Here is a 13,927-nt window from a genome sequence, read left to right as displayed (position 1 = left end):
TCCTTGGAAAGGCATGGGGCCGGGGGATGCAGATCCTCCGGCTCTTTTTGTGCCGGGTTATCCTGCGGCCAGCCCGGCCTGCGCCTCCAGCTTGAACCATTTCAGCATCCGTGCCAGTGCGCTGCTGCCGCGGCCCGGCGTCCTGTACTGCAGGAAATAGCTGTGCGCACGGTCTGAAACGGTTGGGCCCAGTCTCAGGATCTCGCCGCAGGCCAGGGCGTTGTCGACGATGCCGGTCCAGCCCAGCCCGATCCCTTCACCCCGTCTTACCGACTGCAGGAGGAAAGGGTAGGCATCAAATTCGGCAGTCGAGCCGAACTTTGGCGGGGTAATGCCTGTCTGCTCAAACCAGCTCTCCCAGGTCAGAAAGTCCGAGGTGCCGGGATCAAAATGCAGCAACAGCTCCGGCGGCAGTCGCGAGACATCTTCGGCCGCCTCCGGGTGCGCGTGCAGAAATCCTGGGCTGCAGATCGGAAAAGTCTCAGCCGGGATCAGCGGGAAATAGGGGCGGTCGGGCATCCGCGACGGGTCCCAGACCACCGCAGCATCAAGGCGCGACAGGTCGATGTCGCCAAGCTGGTCGGTGGTCACCACCCGCACCCGGCTGCCGCCAAGATAGGCGCGCAGGTCAGAGTAGCGCGGCATCAGCCATTGGTCAGCAAAGCCAAAGGTGCAGGCAAGCGTTACCTCGCCCGGATCGGGGGCGGCCAGAACCTCGCTCCAGGCCTGATCCACATGCCCCAGCCCCAGCGCCACCGCGTCGGCCAGCCGCACTGCATTCGCAGTGGGGGTGATCCGGTTGTTGTTGCGTTCAAACAGAGGCTGGCGCAGCCGGTCCTCCAGCGCCTTGATATGGCGCGACACGGCGGGCTGGCTAAGGCCCAGCTCCGCCGCGGCGCGGGACAGGCCGGCATGGCGCACCGCCACCTCCAGCACCATCAGGGCATTCAGCGAACCGGCGGTGGGGCGTATCATGCGTTCCATCAGGAAATGTTAGGGAGTGCATGCGTTTTTGGCCAGTGGATATCGGCGTGGGCAAAGATAATCTGGGTCGGACCAACCCTTTTCAACGGACAACAGGCGAGACTATCCTATGCCGCAGCGCCCTCTCTCCCACATTCGCGTTCTCGACTTCGGTCATTACCTGGCCGGCCCCCTGACCGGCATGATGCTGGCCGATATGGGCGCCGAGGTGATCCGCATCTCCCCGCCCGGCGGCACCGGGTTTGACGGTCCGGCCTTTGACATGCTGTCGCGGGGCAAGCAGACACTGGAGCTGGACCTGAAATCGGACGAGGGCCGCGCTACCGCCATTGAGCTTGCCAAGCGCGCAGATGTGGTGATCGAGAACTTCCGCCCCGGTGTGATGAACCGCCTCGGCCTCGGCCCGGATGTGCTGCGCGCCGCCAATGATCAACTGGTCTATCTGTCGCTTCCGGGCTTTGCCTCTACCGACGCCGAACTTGCGGACCTGCCCGCATGGGAGGCGGTCATCGCTGCCTATACCGGCCAGTTCACCGACATGGGCCTGAACCGCCGCCTGATGGGCATCAACCCATCCTTTTCGCCGCTGACCCTTGCCTCGGCCTATGGCGCCAGCTTCGGCGCCATGTCGGTGCTGTTTGCCTTGAACGCCCGCGAGAACAATGGCGGTGACCATATTGAGGTGCCGCTGGCCGCCGCGCTTCTGGAGGGGCTGGTCTATAACTGCGAGCAGATCGAGGATTACCCCGAGCGCTACAAGTCCCCGCGCGAGGTGGAACTGGACCGCCGCGAGGCCGAAGGGCTGCCGATGAACCTGGCGTTTGAGGAACTTTCCGAATTCCTCGACCCGTTTTACCGCACTTACACCTGCGCCGATGGGCGCGGCTTCTATGTGGTGAGCAGCTCGGTCGCCACCCATCCGCGCCGGGTGCTGGAAACACTGGGACTGAAAGAGCTGGCCGACGAGCTGCCGGATTTCTCCGCTTACCTGGACACCAAGGACTGGCCCGCGGAATGGTCGATGCGCAACTACCCGGTGGGGCCGTCCGACCGGGCGCGGGTCTCCACGGCGATGAAACAGGCCTTCCTGACCAAGCCCTCGCATGAATGGGAAGCGCTGTTCGGTGCCGCCAAGGCGCCCGCCACCGCGCAGCGTTTCACTAAGGAGTGGCTGGACGATCCGCACGCGCTGGCCTCGGGCCTAGTGCTGCAGGTGGAGGATGCCAAGCACGGTGCGATGCGGCAGATGGGCAATGTGGCCTGGCTGTCCGGCGACGAGGCCGCAGCGCAGAAATCCAGCGCGGCGGAGGCTGATCTGGCGGTGCTGCTGGCGGAACCTGAACGCGGCGGCGCCAGCGGTCAAGAGGGCAGGGGCTGGCTTGACGGGCTGAAAGTTGTCGACCTCACCAATGTGATCGCCGGGCCGACCATCGGCTCGACCCTGGCCCGCTACGGCGCCGACCTGACCCTGGTGCAGGCGGTGGAGCCGTCGGTGGACCCGTGGAACACCGTTGTCTTCGGCATCCACGCGCAGCGCGGCAAGGAGAGCATCCTGCTGAACCTGCGAACCGATGAAGGGCAGGAGGCGCTGGCCAGGCTGATCGCGGATGCCGATGTGATCACCATGAACGGCACCGATGAGCAGCGCGACAAACTGGGTCTCACGCCGGAGCGGCTGGCCGCGATCAACCCGCGCCTGATCCTGGTGCAGCTGGATGCCTTTGGCGGACCGATGCGGGGCCCGAAATCCGATCACCTCGGCTATGATGACCTGGCGCAGGCGGCAACCGGCGTGATGGTGCGCTTTGGCGGCGGCATGGAGACGCCCGAGGAACACGCCCATTTCGGCACCATCGACGTGCTCACAGGCTTCTGCGCCTGTGTCGCCCTGGGCGGAGCGCTGTTGCGGCTCAAGGAGACGGGCAGGGGCGGGGTCGCGCGGGCTTCGCTGGCAGGCGCCGGCAACCTGATCCAGGCGCAGTTCATGTACGACCACGAAACCCGGGTGCCCTTTGACGAACCTTCGGGCCGGGGTGCCTTGGGCTGGGGGCCGTTCTACCACTGCTACCTGGCCGCCGACGCCTGGTTCTTCTTCGCCGCCCCCACCGAACGCGGCGTAGCACTGGCGCGGGTGCCGGAGCTGGCGGACCTGTCGGAACTGCCGGAGGATCAGCTGCACAGCGCCTTGTCAGAACGGTTTGCTACCCTGCCGCTGGCCCATTGGCGCGCGGCTTTTAACGGCACTTCCGCCACAGCGGTGCCGCTGTCTTCGCTGCATGAAACCCGGGACGCGGCGCTGCAGCTGGAGAGCGAGGGCAATATCGACCTGTCCGAGGCGACTTTCCGGGTGATCCGCCACGACCGGCACCCGATGGGCCGCTGGTGCGATCTGGTGGCGCCCAATGCGGTGCGCCCGCAGGCAGGCCGCATCACCATCCCCGGCCCGGCGCCGAAATACGGCGAGCACACACGGGCAATTCTGGCACGGCTGGGCTATTCCGTAGACCAGGCTGAAGCACTGATCGCCAGCGGCGCTGCTGGCGAAAGCTGGTCGGAGAAATACATGCCGGAGTAAGCCGCAAGCTTAGACGGGATCACACAAGGGGCGTCCGCAAGGGCGCCCCTTTGAATTTGCAGGAATTGCGGAAAATTGAAAACTCTCTGCCGCAAAAGGCGTACAACTTCCGGTTTCTGGATTGAAAAGTGAAACCGTAATATACTGCTATCTCATGCCGAAAAGCCTGCATGCCCGGCCGTGGGAGTGGCCGGGCGGCGGTGAAAGGGGGCGGGATGCTGATTGCGATCGTGCTTGTGCTGATCGTGGCGGGGTCTGTTGCGTTCCATCTGCTGAGCCCATGGTGGTGGACGCCGATCGCGTCGAATTGGGATTACATCGACGACACGCTGGTCATAACCTTCTGGATCACCGGCGCCGTGTTTGCGGCGGTGATCCTGTTCATGGCCTATTGCGTGGTGAAGTACCGGCACCGGCCGGGGCACCGGGCGGAATTCGATCCGGAAAACAAAAAGCTGGAATGGTGGCTGACCGGGGTGACTGCCGTGGGAGTGGCTGCGATGCTGGTGCCCGGGCTGTTCGTTTGGCACCAGTTCGTTACCGTGCCGGAGGAAGCCACCGAGCTTGAGGTCTTCGGCCAGCAGTGGAGCTGGGCCTACCGGCTGCCGGGCGAGGACGGGGTGCTAGGCACCGCAGATGCCGAATGGGTGGGCGGTGAAAACCCCCTGGGCATCAACCCGCATGACCGGTTCGGCAAGGATGACATCATCGTCGAGGGCGGCGAGGTCTATCTGCCGGTGGACCAGCCGGTGAAACTGCTGCTGCGTTCGATCGACGTCCTGCACAATTTCTACGTGCCAGAGTTCCGCGCCAAAATGGACATGGTGCCGGGCATGGTCACCTACATCTGGTTCACCCCGACCCGCACCGGCGCCTTTGAAGTGCTCTGCGCCGAATACTGCGGCACCGCGCATCCGTTCATGCGCGGCTATGTCACCGTGGTGGAGCAAGAGGAATACCAGGAGTGGCTGCAGGAGCAGCTGACTTTTGAGGAATACGCCGGCAACGCCCGGGGAAGCGCTCCGGTGCAGCTGGCGGAGAAATGACCGGCACCGCGCCGGACACATAGGCCTGACCGGGCCGCCCCCCTTCTGCGGCCCCGACGGCCCGGCGCGCTGACTGCCGCCGGACTGGGGAGGAAACACGGGAGGAGGAAGGAATGGTAGACCGCGGTTCTGACGAACAGATGCAGCTGCCGCCGCGAGAGGTGGCCGATGTTATGCCGCCGCATGCACACAGCTGGATCGGCAAATATGTCTTCTCGCAGGACGCCAAATATATCGCAATCCAGTATTCCGGCACCGCGATTGTGATCGGTCTGGTTGCCTTGGTGATGTCCTGGCTGATGCGGCTGCAGCTGGGCTTTCCAGGCACCTTCGACTTCATCACGCCCGAGGCCTACTACCAGTTCGTCACCATGCACGGGATGATCATGGTGATCTACCTGCTGACCGCAATTTTTCTGGGCGGTTTCGGCAACTACCTGATCCCGCTGATGGTCGGCGCCCGCGACATGGTTTTCCCCTTCGTCAATATGCTCAGCTACTGGATCTATCTGCTGGCCGTGCTGGTGCTGGTTGCCAGCTTCTTTGTCCCCGGCGGCCCCACCGGCGCCGGCTGGACGCTCTATCCGCCGCAAGCCATCCTCTCCGGCACCCCCGGCGGCGCGCAAAGCGGAATCATCCTGATGCTGCTGTCGCTTATCCTCTTCATTATCGGTTTCACCATGGGCGGGCTGAACTATGCGGTGACCGTGCTGCAGGCCCGCACCCGCGGCATGACGATGATGCGGCTGCCGCTGACGGTCTGGGGCATTTTCACTGCCACCGTCATGGCGCTCTTGGCCTTCCCTGCCTTGTTCGTGGCTTGCGTGATGATGCTGTTTGACCGGCTGCTGGGCACCTCCTTCTTCATGCCGTCGCTGGTGGAACTGGGCGAAAAGCTCAGCTACGGCGGCGGCAGCCCGATTGCCTTCCAGCATCTGTTCTGGTTCTTCGGCCACCCCGAGGTCTATATCGTGGCGCTTCCGGCCTTTGGCATCGTCTCGGACCTGATCGCGGTGCATGCGCGCAAGAATGTCTTCGGCTACCGGATGATGGTCTGGGCCATCGTCATCATCGGCGCGCTGAGCTTCATCGTCTGGGCGCACCATATGTATGTCTCAGGCATGCATCCCTGGTTCGGATTTTTCTTTGCCACCACCACGCTGATCATCGCCATTCCCACCGCCATCAAGGTCTATAACTGGGTGCTGACCCTATGGAAGGGCGACATTCACCTGACAATCCCCATGCTGTTTGCGCTTGGGTTCATCGTGACCTTTGTGAACGGCGGGCTGACGGGCCTGTTCCTCGGCAATGTGGTGGTCGATGTCCCACTGTCGGACACCATGTTCGTGGTCGCCCATTTCCACATGGTGATGGGGGTGGCGCCGATCATGGTGATCTTTGGCGCGATCTACCACTGGTACCCCAAGATGACCGGCCGGATGCTGAACGAGGCAATGGGCCATATCCACTTCTGGGTCACCTTCATCGGCGCCTATGCGGTGTTCTTCCCAATGCATTACGTGGGGCTGGTCGGGGTGCCGCGGCGCTATTTCGAAATCGGCGAGCCCGATTTCCTGACTGCGCCGGTGGATGGGCTGAACGCCTTTATCTCTTCTGCTGCGCTGATCGTGGGGGCAGTGCAGGTGCTGTTCCTGTTCAACATCTTCTGGAGCCTGCGCCACGGGCGCGCGTCCGGCGGCAACCCCTGGCGGGCGACCTCGCTGGAATGGCAGACACCGGAAACCCCGCCAAGACATGGCAACTGGGACGAGCTGCCCAATGTCTACCGTTGGGCCTATGACTACAGCGTGCCCGGCGCGCCCGAAGACTACATTGCCCAGAACGATGCCTGGGTCTCAAACGGGGAGGACAGGCGGCTGTGACGGTCATCCTCGCCTTCCTGGCGCTGGTCGCCCTGGCTGCGGGCCTGTGGCTGTCGCAGCAGCATCTGGCCTCCAAGCCATGGCTGGAAACCGGAATTGCACCGCTGGCGGGCCATGGCCCGGGCAAGGCGCCTGGGTTCATCTTCATTGTGGTGTTCCTGGCGGTGGTGGGCGGGCTGTTTGCCATGCTGGGCAGCGCCTTTGTCATGCAGATCGACGAAACCCCTTGGGAACTGGTGCCGCTGCCCGGCCGGGTCTGGCTGAATACGGGACTGCTGCTGCTGGCCAGTTTCTTTCTGCAGTTCGTGGTGATCTCGGCCCGGGCCGGTACCGCGCGCTGGCTGCGCGCCAGCCTGATTGCCGCCAGCATCGCCACGCTCGCCTTTCTGGCGGGGCAGGCGCAGGTGTGGATTGAGCTGACCGCGGGCGGCTACCGGCTCGACGGCACCCCGGCGGCGAGCTTTTTCTATCTGATCACCGGCCTGCACGGGCTGCACATGCTGGGGGGTATCATCGCGCTGGCGGCTGTCTGCCTGCGCCATGCCGGGGCAGGGGGCGTGAAGGCACTTCTGCCGGGTGTGCGGCTCTGCGCCCTTTACTGGCACGTGCTGCTGGCCTTCTGGCTGATGCTGTTTGCGCTGCTGCAGGGCTGGGGCAACGCCTTTTTGGCGCTGTGCCGCGCCGCGGTAGGTTGAAGGGAGGGAGACTTGATGGAGGATAAGTTCCAAGGCCAGGACCAGACTTTGGTTCAGCAAGGGCACAGCGGCTTTGCCGCCGACTGGGGGTCGGACCAGCGGGTGTTCAAAAAGGTCTCCTGGGGCAAGGCGATGATGTGGATCCTGCTGCTCAGCGATACATTCATCTTTGCCTGCTTCCTGGTTGCCTATCTGACCGCCCGTTCCTCCACTACCGTGGAATGGCCCAATGCCAGCGAGGTCTTTGCCCTTCACATCGGCGGCGCCAACCTGCCGCTGATCCTGATTGCCATCATGACCTTTGTACTGATCACCTCCTCCGGCACCATGGCGATGGCCGTCAACTGTGCCTACCGGAAGGCGCGCAAAGCCACCGCTCTTCTGATGCTGGCCACCGCCGCGCTGGGCGCGGCATTTGTCGGCATGCAGGCCTTTGAATGGTCCAAGCTGATCTCAGAAGGCGTGCGCCCCTGGGGCAACCCCTGGGGAGCCGAGCAGTTCGGCGCCAGCTTCTTCATGATCACCGGTTTCCACGGCACCCATGTCACCATCGGAGTGATCTTCCTGATCATTGTCGCCCTCAAGGTCTGGCGGGGCGAATTCGACCGCGATCAGCGCAGCTGGATGTCGGCGGGCAACGGCGATTACGAGGCGGTCGAGATCATGGGGCTCTACTGGCACTTCGTCGACCTCGTCTGGGTCTTCATCTTTGCATTCTTCTATCTGTGGTAGGGGGCCGCCATGACTGACACACCGAACACAATGGACAGCGCGAACATGGCTCATGACGAGGGTCAGCAGCATCCGATCAAACTGTACTTCGTGGTCTGGGTTCTGCTGTTTGTGCTCAGCGCCGCCTCCTACTGGGTGGATTACGCGCAATTGCAAGGGCTGCTTCGCTGGAGCCTGATCCTGATCTTTATGACGCTGAAGGCTGGGCTGATCATTGCAGTCTTCATGCATATGGCCTGGGAGCGGCTGGCGCTGATCTATGCAATCCTGCTGCCTCCTTTGGCGATGATCGGTCTCTTGGCGATCCTGATCATCGAGTCGGATTATACGGCTGAGACCCGTGTGATCGAATTCGGACAGGGGACGGCCGCCGCAGAGGAATAAACCCGGACGTCAATTCCACCCCCGTCCGGCCGGCAGGCCGGGCTGCGCCCGTCCTGCGCCTCCAAGGGGCGGGCGCCTCATTTCCGTTTCGCCCTTTTCGTCGATTTCGGACCGGCGCAGAGGAAAGGCGCCCCGGTTTCCCGGAGCGCCCTGTGACTGCTGGGGAGTTGGCTTACGCCGTCAGATCGAACCGGTCGGCGTTCATCACTTTGACCCAGGCCGCCACGAAGTCCTGCACAAAGGCCGCTTCGCCGCCGTCCTGCGCATAGACCTCGGCCAGTGCCCGCAGCTGCGAGTTGGAACCGAACACCAGGTCCGCCCGGGTGCCGGTCCACTTGACTGCGCCGCTGGCGCGGTCGCGGCCTTCGTAGGTGCCGTCCTCAGCGGGTTTCCATTCCACGCCCATATCCAGGATATTGGCGAAGAAGTCGGTGCTCAGCGTGCCTGCCCGGCTGGTGAATACACCATGAGATGCACCGCCATGGTTGGCGCCAAGCACCCGCAGGCCGCCGACCAGAGCTGTCATCTCCGGCGCGCCCAGCGTCAGGAGCTGCGCCCGGTCAACCAGCATCTTCTCGGCCGGTACGCTATAGGCGGTCTTCTGGTAGTTGCGGAAGCCATCGGCCTCCGGCTCCAGGACGGCAAAGCCTTCGACATCGGTCTGCTCCTGGCTGGCATCGGTCCGGCCCGGGGTGAAGGGCACCTCGATCTCATGGCCGCCGGCCTTGGCTGCAGCTTCAACCCCTGCAGCGCCTGCCAGCACGATCAGATCCGCCATCGAGATTTTCTTGCCGCCAGCAGCTGCGCCGTTGAAATCACCCTGGATGCCTTCCAGCACGCTCAGCACGCGGGCCAGCTGTTCGGGCTGGTTCACGTCCCAGTCCTTTTGCGGTGCCAAACGGATGCGGCCGCCATTGGCGCCGCCGCGATGGTCGGAGCCGCGGTAGGTCGAGGCAGAGGCCCAGGCGGTCGAGACCAGTTCGGAAACCGTCAGGCCGGACGCCAGAACCTTGGCTTTCAGATCCGCAACATCTGCGGCATCCACCAGCGCGTGATCCACCGCCGGAACCGGATCCTGCCAGATCAGCTCTTCACTGGGTACTTCATCGCCCAGATAGCGCGCGATGGGGCCCATGTCGCGGTGGGTCAGCTTGAACCACGCGCGGGCAAAAGCGTCGGCAAACTGGTCCGGGTTCTCGTGGAACCGCTTGGAGATCGGCCCGTAGATCGGGTCAAAGCGCATCGACATGTCGGCAGTGGTCATCATCGTGGTGACCTTGGTCGAGGGATCATGCGCCTTGGGGGCCATGTCCTCTTCCTTCACGTCCACCGGGTGCCAGACGATATTGCCGGTGCCGGTGGTGGCCTGTTCCCACTCATAGCCGAACAGCAGGTCGAAATAGCCGTTGTCCCAGTTGACCGGGTCCGCGGTCCAGGCACCCTCAAAGCCCGAGGTCGTGGTGTCGTCGCCCTTGCCGGAGCCATAGGCGTTGGCCCAGCCAAAGCCCATTGCTTCCATTGCGGCGCCTTCGGGTTCCGCGCCCACGTCCTCTTCGGGGCCGGCGCCATGGCCTTTGCCGAAGGTGTGGCCGCCGGCGACCAGCGCCACGGTTTCCTCATCGTTCATGCCCATGCGCCCGAAGGTGTCGCGCACATCAAGGCCAGAGGCGAGGATATCCGGGTTGCCGTCCGGGCCTTGCGGGTTCACGTAGATCAGGCCCATCTGCACGGCGCCCAGCGGGTTTTCCAGCTCGCGGTCGCCCGAATACCGGCTGTTGGCCTGGTCGCTGGTGGCCAGCCATTCGGTTTCAGAACCCCAATAGACGTCTTCCTCCGGCTCCCAGACGTCCGCGCGGCCGCCGCCAAAGCCAAAGGTCGGCCCGCCCATGGATTCGATGGCGACATTGCCCGCCAGGATCATCAGATCGCCCCAGGAAATCTGGTTTCCGTATTTCTGCTTGATCGGCCACAAGAGGCGGCGCGCCTTGTCGAGGTTGCCGTTATCCGGCCAGGAGTTCAGCGGTGCAAAGCGCTGCTGTCCGGTGCCGCCGCCGCCGCGTCCGTCCGCGGTCCGGTAGGTGCCGGCGCTGTGCCAGGCCATGCGGATGAACAGCCCGCCGTAATGGCCATAGTCGGCAGGCCACCAGTCCTGGCTGTCGGTCATCAGCGCGGTCAGGTCTGCCTTCAGCGCCTTCAGGTCGAGTTTCTTGAATTCTTCGGCGTAGTTGAAATCCGCGCCCATCGGGTTCGACTTGGCCGAGTTCTGGTGCAGGATCTTCAGGTTCAGCTGGTTGGGCCACCAATCCTGGTTCGAGGTTCCGCCGCTGTCGGTGTTCAGCGCCGCACCGTGCATCACCGGGCATTTTCCTGCGGGGTTGTTTCCGTCCATTCTTATCTCCGATCGTGGCTGCAAATTCTGATGTGCTACGTGGCGGAAGGCTTTGGGACCTGTGCGGCAGCGAAACCGCAGCCAGTGAACCGCTTTGAAATAAAAGCGGGCCAAGGCTGCGAAGGCCGGTCCTCCCTGTCTTCCTGAACCTGAGGCTAGCAGGGAAAATTGATTGGCATAAGTTGCATTTTCTCATCGCGGTGATAATAAAAACCTATGATAAACGTGACACTCCGCCAGATGCGCTATTTCGAGGCGCTGGCCCAGCACCGCCATTTCGGGCGCGCAGCCGAAGCCTGCGCCGTGTCTCAGCCGGCATTGTCCGTACAAATCAAGGAATTGGAGGAGGTTCTTGGGGTGCAGCTGGTGGAGCGTGCAGCGCGCCAGGTGCGGCTCACAAGCTTTGGCGAAGACTTGGCGGACAGGGTGCGCGGTATCCTGCGTTCGGTGGATGAATTGGGCGAACTGGCGCGCGCCTCCCGCGAGGGGCTGGCGGGGCGGCTGCGCCTGGGGGTGATTCCCACCATTGCGCCCTATCTGCTGCCGGCAATTGTCGGCAGCCTGACCCGTCAGTATCCGGAAGCCGACATCCGCGTGCGGGAGACGGTAACTCCCAAACTGCTGGAAGAACTGGGGGAGGGGCGGCTGGACACGGCCATAGTGGCTCTGCCAGTGTCTGAACCCTCTTTTGAGGAAGTGGCGCTGTTTTCCGAAGACTTTGTTCTGGTCCGCCCGGGCGAGGATTCAGGCAAGCCGGTGCCGGGACCGGATGGCCTGCGCGAGATGCGGCTGCTGCTGCTGGAGGAGGGGCATTGCTTCCGCGACCAGGCGCTGTCGTTCTGCAACATGCAGTCCGCCGCTCCGCGCGAGCTGCTGGACGGCAGTTCGCTGTCGACTCTGGTGCAGATGGTGAGTGCGGGAATCGGGGTCACGCTGATTCCCGAAATGGCGGTGCCGGTGGAAACCCGCTCGGCAGTGGTCTCGGTTGCCCGCTTTGGCGATCCGCAACCATCGCGGACAATCGGCATGATCTGGCGGCGCAGCAACCCTTTGGCGCGCCAGCTGATGCAGGTGGCTTCGGTGGTTCAGGACACAGCGAAAGATCTGCGCCACAGGCTTGCTGCGCAAGCATGAGCGCCAGACCGCGGCCCGGAGCGGATCGCGGCTGGAACCGGCACCGGTGCGAAACAATGAATCATCTTTAGCGTGATTGATGCGCAAAAAACACGCTCACACCGATTTGAAAATCTATCCGTTTCCTGCTTGAAGACGCTTTGTTAACGTTTCGTTAATAAAGATAAACTTTAGGCAGGCATACAGGCAGATGAAAACGGGCTTTCGTGGCACGTTTGTCGTTTCCTGGTCGCAAACCGAGATAGACGGCCTCAAGGCTGCACCGGTTGACGCTCTGGATGTAGGGGCGGCTTGGTCCTGGCATGGCGATGCTGTGCGGGTGGACGGGCCGTCGGAGCTTTTGCGATTGGATATGGCAAATGGCGAGGCAGATTTGCGCCGCCGGGCAGCACGCTCGGTGCGCAGGCTGGTCGGGGCAGCTGTTCAGAACCGGACTGATGTGAATGCGGTCGAGGTGGACGAGCCGCTGATGGACAGCAGCTTTGTCGTCACCAACGGGGTGCAAAGCTATACGGTCACTCTGATCGAAGTGGGGCCGGGCCAGCGCCCGCTTCTGATGTTTGTGGACGAGCTGCCGCCGCGCGGCGCCGACCTCTGGGTCGTGCATCATTCCCTGGGAACCATTCATGCGGACCGGCCGCAGGGCGAATCCGGAGTGATCTGCTTTACCCCGGGCACTCTGATTGCCACGCCGGGCGGGCCAAAACGGGTCGAGCAGCTGCGCGAGGGTGAAAAGGTGCAGACCCGCGACAATGGCGCCCAGGAAATCCTTTGGATCGGCGCGCGCCGGATCAGCGGTGCCCGGCTGTTTGTGATGCCGCGTCTGCGCCCGGTCCGCATTCATGCAGGCGCCCTGGGCATCGACCGCCCCGAGCAGGAGCTGCTGGTCTCCCCAGACCACAGGATGCTGTTGCGCGGCGACAGGGTGCGGGCGCTGTTCAATACGCCCGAAGTTCTGGTCGCGGCAGGAGATCTGGTCAACGGCCGCACCATCCTGCCGGATGCCGCGGTGCGGGAGGTGACCTATATCCATATCATGCTGGCTAACCACCAGGTGCTTTGGGCCAACGGGGTCGAAACCGAAAGCTTCCACCCGTCCAACGCCGCACTCACGGCCCTAGGAGACAGCGACCGGGCGCGGCTGTTCAGCCTGCAGCCGGAGCTGGAGCGCAACCCGCTTTCTTACGGCGCCTATGCCCGCCGCAATCTCAGCGCCTCCGAGGCTGCGATTCTCGGCCACGAGGCGGCCTGAGGCTTTACCCAAACCGGCCCGGGCGCTATTCAGTGCGCGGGCCCTGCAGTTTCTGCGGAATTTCCGGCAAAACCCGGCAGCCCCGTGTTGACTCTGCCCCATCCCCCTATATAAGCGCGGCTTCATTGGTGTTGGTGGCCCCCGCAAGGGGATGCCTGTCATGGGGGAGACCTCAAGAGGACAACGCCCTTCGAAACCAAATACGAAGGAGATCAGCCGTGACCAAACGCACGTCTGCCAAGTACAAAATCGACCGCCGCATGGGCGAAAACATCTGGGGCCGTCCGAAGTCCCCGGTCAACCGCCGCGACTACGGCCCGGGCCAGCACGGCCAGCGCCGCAAGGGCAAACTGTCCGACTTCGGTATCCAGCTGCGCGCCAAGCAAAAGCTCAAAGGCTACTACGGCGACCTGACCGAGAAGCAGTTCCGCCGCATCTACGGCGAAGCCGTGCGTGTGACCGGCGACACCGGTGAAAACCTGATCGGCCTGCTCGAGCGCCGCCTGGACGCCGTCGTTTACCGCGCCAAGTTCGTGGCAACCGTCTTTGCGGCCCGCCAGTTCGTGAACCACGGCCACGTGACCGTGAACGGCAAGCGCGTGAACATCCCCTCCTACCGCGTCAAAGAAGGCGACGTGATCGAGGTCCGCGACAAGTCCAAGCAAATGGTTGCCCTGCTGGAAGCCACTCAACTGGCCGAGCGCGATGTGCCGGATTACATCGAAGCCGACCACTCCAAGATGAAAGCAACCTTCGTGCGCACCCCCGCCCTGGGCGACGTGCCGTACCCGGTTGTGATGGAACCGAACCTGGTCGTGGAATTCTACGCGAAGAACTAATCTTCGCCGCA

The 13,927-nt window shown here is 63.3% G+C and carries 11 protein-coding genes; 9 read left to right on the top strand and 2 right to left on the bottom strand.

Features of this window, described 5'->3' with window-relative positions; all coding sequences use genetic code 11:
* Window positions 1–57: 57 nt before the first annotated feature.
* Window positions 58–975: a LysR family transcriptional regulator gene (locus RA20_RS12925; RefSeq protein WP_206540111.1), complete on the bottom strand. Its 918-nt coding sequence runs from the start codon at window positions 973–975 to the stop codon at window positions 58–60.
* 118 nt (window positions 976–1,093) lie between these two features.
* Here RA20_RS12925 and RA20_RS12920 point away from each other — a divergent pair, with 118 nt between their 5' ends.
* From RA20_RS12920 to RA20_RS12895, 6 genes are all read left to right on the top strand, one after another.
* A complete protein-coding gene (locus RA20_RS12920) occupies window positions 1,094–3,559 on the top strand; it encodes a CoA transferase (RefSeq protein WP_039129287.1) in 2,466 nt (821 codons plus the stop codon).
* Window positions 3,560–3,774: 215 nt separating this feature from the next.
* Window positions 3,775–4,605, top strand: a complete 831-nt coding sequence (locus RA20_RS12915; RefSeq protein WP_039129283.1) for a cytochrome c oxidase subunit II — start codon at window positions 3,775–3,777, stop codon at window positions 4,603–4,605.
* A 113-nt stretch (window positions 4,606–4,718) separates the two neighbouring features.
* Window positions 4,719–6,491 carry a cbb3-type cytochrome c oxidase subunit I gene (locus RA20_RS12910; RefSeq protein ID WP_039129281.1) on the top strand — a complete coding sequence of 591 codons (1,773 nt, stop codon included), beginning with the start codon at window positions 4,719–4,721 and terminating at the stop codon, window positions 6,489–6,491.
* Window positions 6,488–7,186: a cytochrome c oxidase subunit 3 gene (locus RA20_RS12905; RefSeq protein ID WP_039129279.1), complete on the top strand. Its 699-nt coding sequence runs from the start codon at window positions 6,488–6,490 to the stop codon at window positions 7,184–7,186. The genes RA20_RS12910 and RA20_RS12905 overlap by 4 nt, the downstream gene beginning before the upstream one ends.
* Before the next feature lie 15 nt (window positions 7,187–7,201).
* Complete coding sequence (locus RA20_RS12900) at window positions 7,202–7,918, top strand: heme-copper oxidase subunit III family protein (RefSeq protein WP_039129276.1); 717 nt, start codon at window positions 7,202–7,204, stop codon at window positions 7,916–7,918.
* 9 nt (window positions 7,919–7,927) lie between these two features.
* A complete protein-coding gene (locus tag RA20_RS12895; protein ID WP_039129272.1) occupies window positions 7,928–8,302 on the top strand; it encodes a cytochrome C oxidase subunit IV family protein in 375 nt (124 codons plus the stop codon).
* A 172-nt stretch (window positions 8,303–8,474) separates the two neighbouring features.
* Here the strand turns inward: RA20_RS12895 and katG are convergent, their stop codons facing one another.
* A complete protein-coding gene (gene katG / locus RA20_RS12890; protein ID WP_039129271.1) occupies window positions 8,475–10,691 on the bottom strand; it encodes a catalase/peroxidase HPI in 2,217 nt (738 codons plus the stop codon).
* Between the two features lie 216 nt (window positions 10,692–10,907).
* Here katG and RA20_RS12885 point away from each other — a divergent pair, with 216 nt between their 5' ends.
* The 3 genes from RA20_RS12885 to rpsD all read left to right on the top strand — a co-directional run bounded on the left by RA20_RS12885 (window position 10,908) and on the right by rpsD (window position 13,916).
* Window positions 10,908–11,825 (top strand): LysR substrate-binding domain-containing protein, encoded by a 918-nt coding sequence (locus tag RA20_RS12885; protein ID WP_039129269.1) that lies wholly within the window; start codon window positions 10,908–10,910, stop codon window positions 11,823–11,825.
* Between the two features lie 190 nt (window positions 11,826–12,015).
* On the top strand, window positions 12,016–13,077 hold the full coding sequence (locus tag RA20_RS12880) for a Hint domain-containing protein (protein WP_039129267.1): 1,062 nt from the start codon (window positions 12,016–12,018) through the stop codon (window positions 13,075–13,077).
* A 218-nt stretch (window positions 13,078–13,295) separates the two neighbouring features.
* Window positions 13,296–13,916, top strand: coding sequence for a 30S ribosomal protein S4 (rpsD, locus tag RA20_RS12875; protein WP_039129266.1), 621 nt, complete (start codon window positions 13,296–13,298; stop codon window positions 13,914–13,916).
* Window positions 13,917–13,927 lie beyond the last annotated feature (11 nt).

The sequence above is a fragment of the Leisingera sp. ANG-Vp genome, from assembly GCF_000813725.1.
Lineage (GTDB): Bacteria > Pseudomonadota > Alphaproteobacteria > Rhodobacterales > Rhodobacteraceae > Leisingera.
This window is presented reverse-complemented; position numbering and strand designations above follow the sequence as displayed.

Coding starts and splice junctions, on each gene's coding strand:
- RA20_RS12925 (WP_206540111.1), bottom strand. CDS start 975: ATGATACGCCCCACCGCCGGTTCGCTGAATGCCCTGATGGTGCTGGAG.
- RA20_RS12920 (WP_039129287.1), top strand. CDS start 1,094: ATGCCGCAGCGCCCTCTCTCCCACATTCGCGTTCTCGACTTCGGTCAT.
- RA20_RS12915 (WP_039129283.1), top strand. CDS start 3,775: ATGCTGATTGCGATCGTGCTTGTGCTGATCGTGGCGGGGTCTGTTGCG.
- RA20_RS12910 (WP_039129281.1), top strand. CDS start 4,719: ATGGTAGACCGCGGTTCTGACGAACAGATGCAGCTGCCGCCGCGAGAG.
- RA20_RS12900 (WP_039129276.1), top strand. CDS start 7,202: ATGGAGGATAAGTTCCAAGGCCAGGACCAGACTTTGGTTCAGCAAGGG.
- RA20_RS12895 (WP_039129272.1), top strand. CDS start 7,928: ATGACTGACACACCGAACACAATGGACAGCGCGAACATGGCTCATGAC.
- katG (WP_039129271.1), bottom strand. CDS start 10,691: ATGGACGGAAACAACCCCGCAGGAAAATGCCCGGTGATGCACGGTGCG.
- RA20_RS12885 (WP_039129269.1), top strand. CDS start 10,908: ATGATAAACGTGACACTCCGCCAGATGCGCTATTTCGAGGCGCTGGCC.
- RA20_RS12880 (WP_039129267.1), top strand. CDS start 12,016: ATGAAAACGGGCTTTCGTGGCACGTTTGTCGTTTCCTGGTCGCAAACC.